Below are 13328 nucleotides of genomic sequence, written 5' to 3'. Positions count from 1 at the left end.
CCCTTGCGGGCGAAGACCCTGACGTCGCGGGGAAACACCGATTCAAAGCAGATCGGCGCCGCGACCTTCGTGCCCGAGACATCGAAGACGGTGGGCTCGGAGCCACGGAGCATGTCGTAGGGCACCTGGTCGAGCGTCGTGACGAAGCGCCGCAGAAACGACACAGGGACGTACTCGCCGAAGGGCACGGGGTGACGCTTTGAGTAGCTGTCGACGGTCGTGCCCGCCTCGTCGATGTGGTCCACGAGGTTGAGGAACCCCTCGCGCACGAAGTCCGTCTCCGATCGCCCCACCAGCATCGGCGTCCCCAGCTCGGCCGCCAGCGCCGCGATCTGCGCGTCGGCGTCCGGCAATACATCGGAGCGCACCGCGTCCTCCGCCCACACCACCAGGTCGGGCCTTGCCGGATCGTCGAGAAGCGTGCGCGTAAGGCGCATGTGCCCTTCAAAGACGCGTTCACGCTGGCGCAGCTCGTCGTACGGGCGCGGGACGTTGCCCTGCACCACTGCGACCTCGAACGGCCGCCCTTGCCCAGCGCCGGCGAACATCGCCGCGTCCACCGCCACCAGCGCCACGAGGACTGCGCCGACCAGTCCGATGCTGCCCCACGGCATCCCACCGGCGACCACGCGGTCGGCGACCACCGCGGCGACAAATGCCGTCAGGAAGGTGAGGCCGAAGGCGCCTACGGTGCCGGCCAGCCACCGCACGCCCGGCATCGCCGCCTGCGAAGTCCCCAGCGTCCCCCAGGAGAAGCCGCCCCACGGGATGCGATCGCGCAGCAGCTCGGCCCCCGTCCAGGCCCCGGCCACGAGCGCCGGCGCCAGCGGAAGCCTGCGGACGACCCCGGCGGCCCATCCGGCCGCCGCGGAGAACGCCGACATAACCAGCACCAGCCCGACCCACGCCATCCAGCCGAACAAAAAGATCCACGACAGGTGGAAAGCGAAGTAGGCGGCGCCGCAGACGAAGCCGTACAGCGCCGACCAGCGCCACTTCGGCTCCCGCAGGATGGCCACGAACAGGGGCGTCAGGGCGACCCAGGCCACGGGAGCGAAAGCGAAGGGCTCGCTGGACAAAGCCAGGAGCGCCGAGGACGACAGGGACAGGCCCAGCGCCATCAGGCGCCTGCGACCGCGCACGTGGATTTATTTTAGCGGCCGCCACATGGTTATCCTGTGTGCCGATGCCGAGCAAAAAGAAGAAGTCGGGAAAGAAAAAGCGGCAGGCCCCGCCGAGGGGTCCTCGTCCCGCGCAGACACAGGCTGTGGTCCCCGACCCGGACCACCCCGCGCCCGCCGCCGCGGTTCCGGCTTCGGCTGCCGAGGAGCGTCGGGTTTCTGCCAAGGCGCGCCGGGAGGCCCAGCAGCGCAAGCGGCAGGCCCAGCAGCGCCGCAAGCGCCTGCGCAACGTAGCCATCCTGACCATCCTGGTCCTGGCTGCGGCAGGCTTCGTGGTCTACCGGGCCGCTCAGGGGCGCCAGGAGGCCAAGCGCCTGGCGAAAGTGGCCCGGTCCGCTGGTTGCTCGGAAATCAAGGAGACCGGGGACACCGGGGAGAACCAGCACATGAAGCCGGGCGAGGCGCAGCCGAAGTACGACACGTCGCCGCCCACCCACGGGCGTCACTGGCCCACGGCGCTGCAGGCCAGGGTTTACGACGAACAGTTCGCGGAGACGCCGCCTCAGCCGAACAACCCGCAGAACCCGCCGACGATCGTGCAGGCGGTGCACTCCCTGGAGCACGGCTACATCATCGTCTGGCACAACGGGCTCGAGGACGCCGACCTCGAGAAGCTTGAGGACGCCTACGGGGAGCAGGAGAAGGTGATTGTCGTCCCCTACCCGAAACTGAAGGACGGCAAGGTTGCGCTAACGGCGTGGGGCCGGATGCAGACCTGCCCGGCCGTTGACAAGAAGGTCATCGACGCGTTCGTCGACCGGTTCAGGGAAGCGAAGAGCGCTCCGGAGCCCAACGCCCCCTAAGCGGGGGCAGGTCGCCTACCAGAAGCCCATGGCCTGGAGCATTTCCCGGCCCTCTTCTGTCATCCGGTCCGGTGACCAGGGAGGGTCGAACGTGAAGTCCACGTTTACCTCCTCGACCCCCGGGACCGTCCCCACCGCTTCCTTGGCCTGAAAGGCCATGAGGTCGGTCATCGGACAGCCCATCGAGGTCAGCGTCATCCGGACGTTGACGCGCGAACCCTCGATCTCCACTCCGTAGATCAGGCCGAGGTTTACGACGTCGACCCCTATCTCGGGGTCGAGCACGGCCGTCAGGGCCTCCCAGCACGCCTGCTCGTCGATCGTTTTGGTGGTCATGGCGCCTCCGTGGATTGGCCGAGCGCGTCCTTCAGGGCCATCCAGGCCAGCAGCGCGCACTTGACCCGGACGGGGAACTTCGCCACTCCCTCGAGAGCCATCAGGTCGCCGAGGTCTTCGGGGGGCGGTTCGCCGTGCATCATCTGACGGACCGTCTCCGTGAGTCCCAGAGCGTCGGCCACGCTCATGCCCCGGACCGCCTCCGTCATCATCGACGCCGACGCCTGGGAGATCGAGCACCCCCGCCCGTCGAAGGCGACGTCCGCGAGGCCCCCTGACTGGACGTCCACCGCCAGGTGCAACTCGTCTCCGCACAGCGGATTGTCGTGCTTAACGGCGATGGCGCCCTCCACCCCCCGCCTCGTGTTCCGCGGCGAGCGGTAGGGGTCGAGGATGATCTCGCGGTACAGGTCGTCTGCGGACATCCCTAGGCCCCCGCGAAAAAGCGCTTGGTCTTGTCGATCGCCTCGACGAGCGCGTCGAGATCGGCTTCGGAGTTGTAGACGTAGCAGGACGCGCGGCACATCGCGGGCACATCGTAGCGGCGCATGAGCGGCCGGGCGCAGTGGTGGCCGGCGCGTATCGCGACTCCGTGCTGGTCCAGCATCGTGCCCAGGTCGTGCGGGTGAAGGAGCTCGCCGGAGGAGTCGAAGACGTTGAAGCTCAGCGCCGAACCGCGCCTCTCGGGGTCCTTCGGGCCGTAGACGACCAAATCGTCGATCGAGTCCAGGGCCTTGAGGCCGTAGCGAACCAGCTCCGTCTCGTGGTCCCTGACGGCATCCATCCCGATGGCCGACAGGTAGTCCACCGCGGCACCCAGTCCTATGGCCTCCGCTATCACGGGCGTGCCCGCCTCGAACTTCCACGGGACGTCGGTGTAGGTGGCGCCCTCCATCGTCACGTCGCGGATCATCTCCCCGCCGCCGAGGAACGGGTTCATGTCGTCCAGCAGTTCCCGCCGCGCCACCAGCACGCCGATGCCCGTGGGGCCGAGCATCTTGTGCCCCGAGAAGGCCATGAAGTCGCAGCCCAGCGACGTGAAGTCGCAGGGCGCGTGAGCGACCAGCTGCGCGACATCGGCCAGCACCAGGGCGCCCACCGCGTGCGCCGCCTCCGCGATCCGGGAAACGTCGTTGAGCACCCCCAGCACGTTCGACATAGCGGTTACGGCGACGAGCTTGGTGCGATCGGTCAGCAGGCCGTCGAGCTGGGCCAGGTCGAGCTCTCCGCCGTCGGTCACGCCGATGAACTTCACGACCGCACCGGTGTCCTGAGCCGTCATGTGCCAGGGGACGAGGTTGGAGTGGTGCTCCATCTCGGTGACGAGGATCTCGTCGCCCGGCTTCAGCCGCCGGCGTGCCCAGGCGTAGGCGACCAGGTTGATGGCCTCCGTGCAGTTCTTGGTGAACACGCACCCCATCGGATCTGGGGCACCGACGAACTGGGCGACCTTCATCCGGGCGCCCTCGAACGCGGCCGTGGCCTGCTCCGCCAGTGAGTACACGCCGCGATGGACGTTTGCGTTGTAGCGCTCGTAGTAGTCCGACATCGCATCGATCACCTGGCGCGGCTTCTGCGACGTGGCGGCCGAGTCCAGATAGACGAGTCGCCGGCCGTTTACCTCCCGGTCAAGGATCGGGAAGTCGGACCTGAGGGCGGCGAAGTCGGGGGTCATGCCGGCGCCGGCGCCTCCTCGGCGAGACCGAACTGGCGGCGAAGCTCCTCGTATCCCGTCTGCTCCAGCTCGTCGGCCAGCTCCGGGCCCCCGGACTTCACCACGCGTCCATCGAGCAGCACGTGAACGACGTCGGGCCGGATGTAGTTCAGCAGCCGCTTGTAGTGCGTGATCACGAGAAAGCCGATCTCCGGGGAACGTAGCTGGTTCACGGCATCGGACACCACCCGGATGGCGTCGATGTCCAGGCCCGAGTCGGTTTCGTCCAGGACCGCCAGCTCCGGGCGCAGAAGCGCCATCTGAAGGACCTCGTTGCGCTTCTTCTCACCGCCGGAAAAGCCCTCGTTGATGTTGCGGCGGGCGAAGTCCGGGTCCATGCCGAGGCGGGCCATGGTGGCCTTCAGCTCGGTCATGAACTCGCGTACGGGGACGGCCTGTCCTCGGACGGCTCCCATCGCCGTCCGCAGGAAGTTGGACACCGACACCCCCGGCACCTCCACGGGGTACTGGAAGGCGAGGAACAGCCCAAGCCTGGCCCGCTCCTCGGGGGCCATCTCGGTGATGTCCTCGCCTTTGAACTCGATGCGTCCGGACGTGATCTCGTAGGCGGGATGTCCGAGCAGGACGTTGGCCATCGTCGACTTGCCCGACCCGTTGGGTCCCATCACGGCGTGGACCTTGCCGCGGTGGACCTCCAGGTCCAGGCCGCGCAGGATCGGCTTGTCCTCCACGGTCACGTGCAGGTCCTGGATGGCGAGAATCGGCTTGGTCATGTCGTCTCCTGTTGGTCTTCGATGCCTACGAGGACGTCGTCGCCCTCGACGCGGACGGGATAGGTCGGCAGGTTGCGGGTGGCCGGCAGCGCCAGCACCTCCCCGGTGCGGACGTCAAAGGAGGCCCCGTGCAGCGGGCACTCCAGGGCATACCCTTCGACGAATCCTTCGGCCAGCGACGTGTCCTCGTGGGTGCAGACGTCGGACACGGCGAACACCTCGTCTCGGACGCGGACCACGGCCACAGGTGTCCCCTCGACCTCCACTCGCACGGCGTCGTCCGCCAGAAGGTCGGACAGCTGCGCCGCCTTTACGAACCTCAAGAAACACCCCTTTGCAGCTTCATCTTCGTGGCGATGGCGTCGGCCAGCCGCTCGTGCATCCCCGACCACTGGACCCGCTCCAGCACCTCGTTGAAGAACCCGAAGACCACCAGCTGCTCCGCCTGTTCGCGCTCGACCCCGCGTGACTGGATGTAAAAGAGGTGGTCGGGGTCTACCTGTCCGATCGTCGCGCCGTGCGTGCAGCGGACGTCGTTGTTCTCTATCTCCAGCTGCGGCTGCGTGACGACGCGCGCCTTGGGCGACAGCGCGAGGTTGCGGTTGGCCTGGTAGGCGTCGGTCCTGGCGGCCCCCGGACGGACCCTGATGGTCCCGTAGTACACGCAGTTGGAGTCGTCGGCCAGAGCTCCCTTGTACAAAAGGTCGGACGTCGTGTGCGGCCGGACGTGGTCCTGCACCGTCCAGTGCTCAAAGCGCTGCGAGCCGTGGGGGAAGAACAGCCCGAGCATCACGCTCGAGGACCCCTCGCCGGCCATCGCGCACTCCTTCCAAGTCCGGGAGTAGTCACCGCCGAGCGTCACTACCAGCGACTCCAGCCGCGCGTCGCGCTCCAGGTGCGCCTTGACGTGGGCGAGGTGCCGCGTGCCGGGGCCGAGGTCCTGCCAGGTCAGCCAGCCCACGCTCGCGCCCTGTCCGATGAACAGCTCGACCACGGGAGCGTGAAGTGAAGGAGAGTCCAGAGCTTGCCCGGTGTAGACGTCGTTGAAGACAACCTTGGCCCCCGGCTCGACAACGACCAGGGTCCGGGTCGCAACGGCGACCCCGCCGGCGGTCAGACGGTGCAGCGAGCTGATCGGCTGCTCCACCACCACGTCGCGCGGGACGTACAGGAACATGCCTCCGCTGTGCGTAGCCAGCTGCCAGGAGGTGAAGTGGTCCGAGGCTCCGACCAGGGAGCCGAGCCGCGGCCGCACGATGTCCTCGTGCTCCACGAGCGCTTTGTCCAGCGGCATGTAGACGATCCCCGCCGCGCGCGCATCCTCGGACAGCTCGGTGCCGGCGTGAAGCGAATCGATGTGGGTCGCCGTGCCGGCTGCGGATCCGCCCGCCAGATCGAACGCCGAGGTCTCCCCTGTCGTTGCCGGGGGGGCGGACTGGGCCTGGACCCGGCCGAAGGTGGACAGGTCCAGCAGGCTCATGTCCGTGAATCGCCACACCTCCTCGTAGGGGGTGGGGGCTGGCATCTCAAGGTGGCGCTCCCAGGCGGCGCGGCGCAGGGAGCCGGCCCATTCGGGCGCGCCGGAGGCCAGGGCGTCTACGTGTGTGGCGTTTATGGACGTGGTCGTCATGGGTCTCCCGCTCCGGATCACTAAATACTACCGCCGTTGTGTTAAGTGGCTCAAGGGGCCCGGGCAGGACTGGAGGCGCCGGGCCAGAACCCTTTGCGCATGAGGTCACCCCGCCCCGTCGTCGCCCTCGTCACGGCACTGCTCCTGGCAGCCGGCGCACCCGCGGCAGCGACCCCCGCGGTCCCGTCCGTAGAGGGCCCGGACGTCCCCGCAGCGTCGGCTCCCGGCGTGACCGTCACGGCGTTCACCGACGAGCCGTTCACGTGCACCGAGTCGGGCCGGACGAAGTCCGTCTCCGTTCCGGCAGGCGACTGGGACCGCATCGTCCTGGTCTTCAGCTCCCGGCCGGACGGGGACCCCTGGGACCGAGTCTTCGGCGTAGCGATAGGAGGCGTCGAGGTACTGAGGGGGACAACACCGAGGACTGCGTTCACCGTCCGCAAGGACGTCACGGAGTTCTCGCGTCTGCTGCCCGCCGGGGGCACGGCCGCCGTCACCCTGTACTTCGGGACCTACGTGGGGACCATCCTCGGATCCGTGACGCTCGAGCTGTACGACGACGAGCCGACGTCGGCGCTGGTCCGGCAGCCGGCGCAGCCGGTCGCCTCGGTGGCCTACCGCTCCCTGACGGGCCATCGCGCGAAGCTGTCGGCACCGGTGACGTTCCCGGATCCCGCCCCCGCCTCGGCCTCGATGGAGCTCACCCTGAGCGGACACGGACAGGCCGGCGAGTTCTGGTACATGTCCGGACTTCCCCCTCGGTTCCATGTCCTGGTGGACGGAGTCGAGGTGGCGACGGCGGTCTCGGCACCCTATGTGTACGCGCTGGCGGGCTTCGGCAACGACAACGCAAACACACCCTGCGCCGGACCCGGAACGTCGGAGTTCGGCGACACCGTCCACCCGGTCATGTGGTGGACGGCGCACCAAGCCTTGGACGTGGCGGGAGTGCATACGGGCAACGGAGAGATCCCTCCCTACCGGGCCGAGATCGCGCCGTCGGACCTCGCCCTGCTGTCCGGAGCCCGGACGGTGGAGGTCGTCCAGGAGGGGGGCCGCGACGGGGGCCGCTGGATCACCAGCCTGAGCTTTCTGCTTCGGAACTGACCCGGTCAGGGGGCGTCCCGGCCGTCACTGCAGCACCACCTCGTCCAGATGCGCGCCCCGGACGTCGACCGCCCGAATCGACAGCTCCTGCCGGGTGGCGGTCACCTCGGTGAAGTGATGGACGACCGCGGAGGCCGCCGGGGGCGGGTTTCCCGCCAGGCACCGTCGCATCGGGTACGGCTTCGCTCCCCCGCCGCCGGTGACGACGTAGGTCACCCCGTCCACCTCGTGGAAACGCTGGTAGTTGTGGTCGTGCCCGCTGAGGACGAGGTCCACCCCCGCCGCCACGAGCGCCGGGTGCCACCTACGGACCGACTCGGCTCCCTCTCCGTAGATGCCACACGTGAAGGCCGGACGGTGGAACACCACGACCGTCCATCCGGGGTCCGGGCGCGCGAGCGTCGTCGTGAGGAACCTGTCCTGCTCCGGATCCGAAGGGCGGTTGGAGTCCAGCACGATGAACCGCACCGGGTCGATGGTCCTTTCGTAAAAGGGCCCGGGCATCCCCAGCAGGCGCATCACCGGCGCCCCGCCCGAAGTGCGGACGTCGTGGTTGCCGATGGAGGCCACCACCGGGAGCCGCGACTGAGCGACCCACCCGTAGGGCCGGTGCCACGCCGCCTCGAACCGCGCCGGCTCCCCGCCCGGGTAGATGTTGTCGCCGGTCGTCACGAGGGCGTCGAGCTCGGGCTCCCGCGCCCGGACGGCCGCGGCCACATCGTTCTCGGACGCCGTTGCCGTCCCGAAATCGCCCACGACCGCGAAGCGCAACTCGCCGGGACGGCGGGGTGCCCGGTCCGCGAGCAGCGGTGAAGATGTCGCGACGGCCGATGGTGGCGCGCCGGACGCAGAGGGTCCCGGTTCAGCGGACGGTGTCGGAGACGCCTGAGGAGTCGCCGACGCCCGCACCGGGCGGCTGGGGGCCGGCGGCGGTTGCGAGCAGGACGCGCAGACGAGCAGGAACGCGGTGACGACCGAGACTGCCGGCCGCCGGCCGCTCAGCCTACGGAGCCCTCCATCTCGAGCTCGATCAGCCGGTTGAGCTCGACCGCGTACTCCATCGGAAGCTGCTTGGTGATCGGCTCGATGAACCCCCGGACGATCATCGCGGCCGCCTCGGCCTCCGCGATCCCGCGGCTCTGCAGGTAGAACATCTGCTCGTCACCGATGCGCGCCACCCGGGCCTCGTGCCCGATATCGACCTGGTCCTCGCGGATGTCGATCGTGGGGTAGGTGTCCGAGATCGACTCGTCGTCGATCAGGAGCGCGTCGCACACGACGTTGGACTTTGACCGCACCGCACCCGGCTCGACACGAACCAGTCCGCGGTAGGACGTCCGGCCCCCGTCCTTGGAGATGGACTTGGAGATGATCGTGGACGTCGTCTCGGGAGCCGCGTGGGTCATCTTCGCGCCCGTGTCCTGGTGCTGGCCGCGGCCGGCCATCGCAAGCGACAGGACCTCGCCGTGCGCCTTGCGTCCCTTGAGGACCACGGCCGGGTACTTCATCGTCACCTTCGAGCCGATGTTGCCGTCGACCCACTCCACGACGGCGCCCTCCTCGGCGACGGCCCGCTTAGTGACGAGGTTGTAGACGTTGCCCGCCCAGTTCTGGATCGTCGTGTACCGGATGCGGCTGTGCGGCAGAGCCACGAGCTCGACCACGGCAGAGTGCAGGGAGGCAGAGGAGTACGTGGGGGCCGTGCAGCCCTCGACGTAGTGAACGTAGGAGCCTTCGTCGGCGATGATCAGCGTCCGCTCGAACTGCCCCATGTTCTCGGCGTTGATACGGAAGTAGGCCTGCAGCGGGATGTCCACCTTCACGCCGGGGGGCACGTAGATGAACGACCCTCCGGACCACACGGCTGAGTTCAGCGCCGCCAGCTTGTTGTCGTTCGGCGCGATGACCTTGGCGAAGTACTTCTGGACGATCTCCGGGTGGTCCTTGACGGCGGTGTCCATGTCCGTGAACAGCACGCCCTGCTTGGACAGCGACTCCTTGACCGAGTGGTATACGACTTCACTTTCGTACTGCGCAGAGACGCCGGACAGGTACTTCTTCTCGGCCTCCGGAATGCCCAAGCGGTCGAACGTGTCCTTGATGTCGTCCGGCACGTCGTCCCACGACCTCTCCGGACGGTCGGTCGCGCGCAGGAAGTAGAAGATGTTGTCGAGGTCGATGCCCGACAGGTCCGCGCCCCAGGGCGGCATCGGACGCCGCTCGTATCGGTCGTAGGACTTGAGGCGGAACTGGCGCATCCAGTCCGGCTCGGACTTCATAAACGAGATCTCCTCGACCTTGGTTCGGTCCAGGCCCCTGGACGGCTTGAACACGTAGCTGTCGGGGTCGCGCCAGCCCCATTTCTGCTCGTAGGTGCCCTGGGGGTCGATCTCGATCCGCTGCGCCATGAAGTGGGACCTCTCTTCGGGTTGGGGTTCTACTAAATACTACCGCCATTGGATTAAGGCGTCCAGGCCCGGAGGGGGCTGCCTGACGACGAAACCGCAGGTCAACGGCAACTTCCGGGGCTGTAGGATCCTACCCGATGCCCGACACTCTGGACGAGATCGCGCAGTGGATCGCCGGCGCCCGCCGCGGCGTCGGGTTCACCGGAGCCGGCATCTCCACCGAGTCCGGCATCCCGGACTTCCGGTCCCCCGGCGGCGTCTGGACCCGCCACGACCCCCGAAAGCTGACCTTCCAGCGCTACCTGGTCAGCGAGGAGGTCCGCAAGGAGGCCTGGCAGATGCGCATGGAGCTGTGGTCCCGGGAGCACGCGCCCAACGCGGGGCACCGGGCGCTGACGAGGCTGGAACAGCTCGGGTGCCTGCGCGGAGTGATCACCCAGAACATCGACGGACTACACCAGCAGGCCGGGTCGACGGTGGTGGAGCTGCATGGGACGATGCGCACGATCGCCTGCCTGTCCTGCAGCGCCACCTGGCCGCACCGGGAGGTCATGAAGCGGCTGGAGGCCGGGGAGGAGGACCCGAGGTGCACATCCTGCGGCGGCATCATCAAGGCGGCCACCGTCTCGTTCGGCCAGTCGATTCCGACGCACGTGCTTGATCACGCCCATGAGTGGTCGGTGAGCTCCGACCTGTGCCTGGTGGTGGGGTCCTCGCTGGTGGTCTACCCGGCCTGCGACCTTCCTCTGCTGGCCAAGAGAGCGGGCGCGAAGGTCGTGATCGTGAACCGGGAGCCGACGCCCGTGGACTCCATAGCGGACGCCGTCGTCAACGCCGAGGCCGGACCGACTCTCCAGGACCTGCTCGGACGCGTGGAGGCGCTGATCGGCGCGCCCCCGGGCTAGGGGGCCAAGGCCCGGGCCAGCTCCAGCGACTCAGAGCCCCAGTCGTCGCGGGGCTCGGCCGCCGTCCGGGCGAACGTCCAGAGCCGGACGCGTTCCGCGTCCACATCGAGCAGCCCCGCGAAGCGGTTGATCGTCCCGGTGGGATCAGCCTCCAGCCGGGACCTGCAGTTGAACAGGTGCTGCGTCGCGTCGTAGGCGGGGTCGCCGATGAACGGCTTGGGGTCGATGACGAGCCACGGCTGCCTGCCGGCGGCAAGGACGTTGCCCGCGTGCAGGTCCGTCGCCAGCAGCACGTGGTCGGCAGCCGTCGCCGGCAGCTCCTCGAGCAGCCGCAGCCCCTCTGCAACGAGTCCCTGGTCCGGCCACCGGTCCTTCTGGAAGCCGGTCTCGGCGGCCCAGTGGGACGTCATCTCCGACAGGGGCCGGAACGGGTGCGGCTCCGCCGGTGCGCGCCACATGCGCCGCAGGAGGACCGCGATGACCACGTCCTGCTCCTCCTCCGGCCGCTCACGCAGCGTCGAGCCCGGCTCGCACTGCTCCAGAAGCATCGCGCCGAGGCTGTCGTCTGCCTCCAGCAGCCTCACCGTCGGGTCGCCGTCCCAGAACCGCAGTCCGTCGATCTCGCCCTCGGCCTCCATGTGGGGCATCGAGACCTTCACCACGGCCGGCCCAGCCTGCCGGTGCACCGGCGCCACCCACGCGGCAGTGGCGCCTGAGTACGGGGGGCCGGGCTCGAGCGACCACCGGATCTGGAGCTCGGCGACCACGTCCGGCAGGGCGCGCAGCCACGTCTCCCGGAGAGGGTCACCCCGGCAGCTGTCCTTGAGCCGGCTGGGAACCTCGAGCACTAATCGCCTGGATCTGGCCGTCGAGGCTGGAACGTGAACATCACGTGGTCGCTGGGTCCGTCGATCAGGCCGACCGAGGAATACAGGTTCATGGCCGCCTCGTTGCTCCTGTCCGTCAGCACCCATGCCTCGGTGCAACCAAGATCGGAACCGACCTCCAGGACCGCCCGCAGCAGCTGGCGTGCAATCCCGCGCCTTCTGTATCCGGCCGCGACGGACACCTCGTTGATCCACATCTCCGGCTGCACCTTGTCCGGGTGGACGTAGTGGACGGCGGAGACGAACCCGACCACGAGGCCGTCGTCCACCGCCACCGCGAGGTGATGACGGGGGTCCCTCAGGAACTCGGCCGAAGCTTTGGCATTGATCGCGTGATCGAAGACTTCGGGCGCCACGTTGTCGAGCACCCTCTCGTCTCCCGGCTGCAGGATCCGGATCTGCATCTAGTCGTCGCCCAAGACGTTGATTCCGAGAGCCCCCGCCACCACTATCGCCTGGTGGGGCGAGATGATCGCCCCTTTCAGCGCGGACAGCCGCTCGAGGTCGTCGAGGGGGCCGAGGTCGGCGCCGCGCAGGTCAGCGCCGAGGAAGTCTGCTCCACGGATGTCGGCTCTGACCAGCTTCACGTCGCGAAAGGAAGCCTCGCGGAAATCCGCGCCACGCAGGTCGCTCTCGGTGAGGTCCAGCCGGTCGAGCACGTGCTTGCGGAAGCCCAGGTCCCTGAGATCGGCGTACATCAGCACGCAGGACGAGAAGTCCCACCCGAACCCCTGCAGGTCCGTGAATGTGGCGTTCAGCAGCTTGCAGTCTCGCCAGGCCGCGTCCGCAGCGGATATGGACGCAAAGCCCGCGCCGGCGAGGTCACACCCCTCGAAGAGGGCCTCCGTCAGGTCGCAGTTCCCGAAGGCCGGACGATCGCCGGTGCAGCGCAGCCACCTGCTGCCGCACAAGTCCGAGTCGATGAACCGGGCGTTGGTGAGGTCACACTGCTCGAACGACACCCCCGTCCAGGCGGCGTCGTCCACGACTGCTCCTCTGAACGAGCAGGAGATGAAACGGTGCGCTCTCTCCCCGAGCTCGGCGACGACGTCCAGCCCCTCGAACGAAGCCCCTTTGACAACCTCCGACTTCATCTCCAACGACAAGCCTCTCGTGCCGCCGGTCCCGCCTCGAGCGATGCGGTTCTGGTCATTGTCACAATCCGCCTTGGGCGGCAGGTCCAAGCCGGCTTCGATATACTTTCGCCTACGACGCGGGGTGGAGCAGTCAGGTAGCTCGCCGGGCTCATAACCCGGAGGTCGCAGGTTCAAATCCTGCCCCCGCTACAAAGGAAACAGCAGCTCAGGAGGCCGGGACTGGTGTCCCGGCCCTCTTCTTTTTCCCGGACCGACCTGCCGTCGTCGCCTCTCACATCAGTCGCCGGGGGCCCGGCATACGATCAGACGCATCGAGCCCTCAAAGCGCGGGCGGGTGCGCCACACGCCGTACTTGCGGTCCCACTCCCCGGAATCCAGATCGGCGCTTAGCCGGGACACAAACCGCGCCTGCGCCTCCTCGGCCACGAAACCCCACGCCGACTGCCCGCCTCGCACCTCAGGATCAAGGAGCCGTTCGGGCCGTGCGTAGAAAGCCTCGGTGAAGCCGTCGACGCAGTCAGCGGGG

16 protein-coding genes and 1 tRNA gene are annotated in these 13328 nt (G+C 68.2%); 4 read left to right on the top strand and 13 right to left on the bottom strand.

Annotation, left to right across the window (positions count from 1 at the left end; translation table 11 throughout):
• The coding region (gene lnt / locus VNE62_01205) for an apolipoprotein N-acyltransferase (protein HVE90906.1) at window positions 1–1142 on the bottom strand (1142 nt) is incomplete at its 3' end.
• Between the two features lie 44 nt (window positions 1143–1186).
• Here lnt and VNE62_01200 point away from each other — a divergent pair.
• Window positions 1187–1984, top strand: coding sequence for a DUF3105 domain-containing protein (locus VNE62_01200; GenBank protein HVE90905.1), 798 nt, complete (start codon window positions 1187–1189; stop codon window positions 1982–1984).
• Window positions 1985–1999: 15 nt separating this feature from the next.
• Here VNE62_01200 and VNE62_01195 read toward each other — a convergent pair whose 3' ends face one another.
• From VNE62_01195 to sufD, 6 genes are read right to left on the bottom strand one after another with little or no spacing between them, the layout of a single operon-like run.
• Window positions 2000–2320: a metal-sulfur cluster assembly factor gene (locus VNE62_01195; GenBank protein HVE90904.1), complete on the bottom strand. Its 321-nt coding sequence runs from the start codon at window positions 2318–2320 to the stop codon at window positions 2000–2002.
• The gene (locus VNE62_01190) at window positions 2317–2745 is read right to left on the bottom strand and encodes an SUF system NifU family Fe-S cluster assembly protein (GenBank protein HVE90903.1); all 429 of its coding nucleotides are present in this window, start codon (window positions 2743–2745) and stop codon (window positions 2317–2319) included. The genes VNE62_01195 and VNE62_01190 overlap by 4 nt, the downstream gene beginning before the upstream one ends.
• Window positions 2746–2747: 2 nt before the next feature.
• A complete protein-coding gene (locus VNE62_01185) occupies window positions 2748–3995 on the bottom strand; it encodes a cysteine desulfurase (GenBank protein ID HVE90902.1) in 1248 nt (415 codons plus the stop codon).
• Complete coding sequence (gene sufC / locus VNE62_01180) at window positions 3992–4768, bottom strand: Fe-S cluster assembly ATPase SufC (GenBank protein HVE90901.1); 777 nt, start codon at window positions 4766–4768, stop codon at window positions 3992–3994. Before sufC ends, VNE62_01185 begins: the two co-directional genes overlap by 4 nt.
• Window positions 4765–5091 carry a non-heme iron oxygenase ferredoxin subunit gene (locus VNE62_01175; GenBank protein HVE90900.1) on the bottom strand — a complete coding sequence of 109 codons (327 nt, stop codon included), beginning with the start codon at window positions 5089–5091 and terminating at the stop codon, window positions 4765–4767. The genes sufC and VNE62_01175 overlap by 4 nt, the downstream gene beginning before the upstream one ends.
• Complete coding sequence (gene sufD / locus VNE62_01170) at window positions 5088–6398, bottom strand: Fe-S cluster assembly protein SufD (GenBank protein HVE90899.1); 1311 nt, start codon at window positions 6396–6398, stop codon at window positions 5088–5090. The genes VNE62_01175 and sufD overlap by 4 nt, the downstream gene beginning before the upstream one ends.
• 99 nt (window positions 6399–6497) lie before the next feature.
• Here sufD and VNE62_01165 point away from each other — a divergent pair, with 99 nt between their 5' ends.
• Complete coding sequence (locus VNE62_01165) at window positions 6498–7505, top strand: peptide-N4-asparagine amidase (protein HVE90898.1); 1008 nt, start codon at window positions 6498–6500, stop codon at window positions 7503–7505.
• Between the two features lie 24 nt (window positions 7506–7529).
• On the opposite strand, the gene VNE62_01160 is transcribed toward VNE62_01165, so the two are convergent.
• Window positions 7530–8276: a metallophosphoesterase gene (locus VNE62_01160; protein ID HVE90897.1), complete on the bottom strand. Its 747-nt coding sequence runs from the start codon at window positions 8274–8276 to the stop codon at window positions 7530–7532.
• Window positions 8277–8503: 227 nt separating this feature from the next.
• Window positions 8504–9913, bottom strand: coding sequence for a Fe-S cluster assembly protein SufB (gene sufB / locus VNE62_01155; GenBank protein ID HVE90896.1), 1410 nt, complete (start codon window positions 9911–9913; stop codon window positions 8504–8506).
• Window positions 9914–10050: 137 nt separating this feature from the next.
• On the opposite strand from sufB, the gene VNE62_01150 reads away from it, so the two are divergent.
• Window positions 10051–10818, top strand: a complete 768-nt coding sequence (locus VNE62_01150; protein ID HVE90895.1) for an NAD-dependent deacylase — start codon at window positions 10051–10053, stop codon at window positions 10816–10818.
• Here VNE62_01150 and VNE62_01145 read toward each other — a convergent pair.
• From VNE62_01145 to VNE62_01135, 3 genes are read right to left on the bottom strand one after another with little or no spacing between them, the layout of a single operon-like run.
• Window positions 10815–11666 carry an aminoglycoside phosphotransferase family protein gene (locus VNE62_01145; GenBank protein HVE90894.1) on the bottom strand — a complete coding sequence of 284 codons (852 nt, stop codon included), beginning with the start codon at window positions 11664–11666 and terminating at the stop codon, window positions 10815–10817. The two genes, VNE62_01150 and VNE62_01145, sit on opposite strands and share 4 nt — an antisense overlap.
• Window positions 11666–12109: a GNAT family N-acetyltransferase gene (locus tag VNE62_01140; GenBank protein ID HVE90893.1), complete on the bottom strand. Its 444-nt coding sequence runs from the start codon at window positions 12107–12109 to the stop codon at window positions 11666–11668. Before VNE62_01140 ends, VNE62_01145 begins: the two co-directional genes overlap by 1 nt.
• Window positions 12110–12799 (bottom strand): pentapeptide repeat-containing protein, encoded by a 690-nt coding sequence (locus tag VNE62_01135; GenBank protein ID HVE90892.1) that lies wholly within the window; start codon window positions 12797–12799, stop codon window positions 12110–12112.
• A gap of 118 nt (window positions 12800–12917) precedes the next feature.
• On the opposite strand from VNE62_01135, the gene VNE62_01130 reads away from it, so the two are divergent.
• Window positions 12918–12991: transfer RNA gene (locus VNE62_01130), tRNA-Met, on the top strand.
• Between the two features lie 87 nt (window positions 12992–13078).
• Here VNE62_01130 and VNE62_01125 read toward each other — a convergent pair.
• Window positions 13079–13328, bottom strand: a 250-nt coding sequence (locus VNE62_01125; protein HVE90891.1) for an SAM-dependent methyltransferase, incomplete at its 5' end; no start/stop codon positions are given.

This window comes from Actinomycetota bacterium (assembly GCA_035536535.1).
Classification (GTDB): domain Bacteria; phylum Actinomycetota; class JAICYB01; order JAICYB01; family JAICYB01; genus DATLNZ01.
This window is presented reverse-complemented; position numbering and strand designations above follow the sequence as displayed.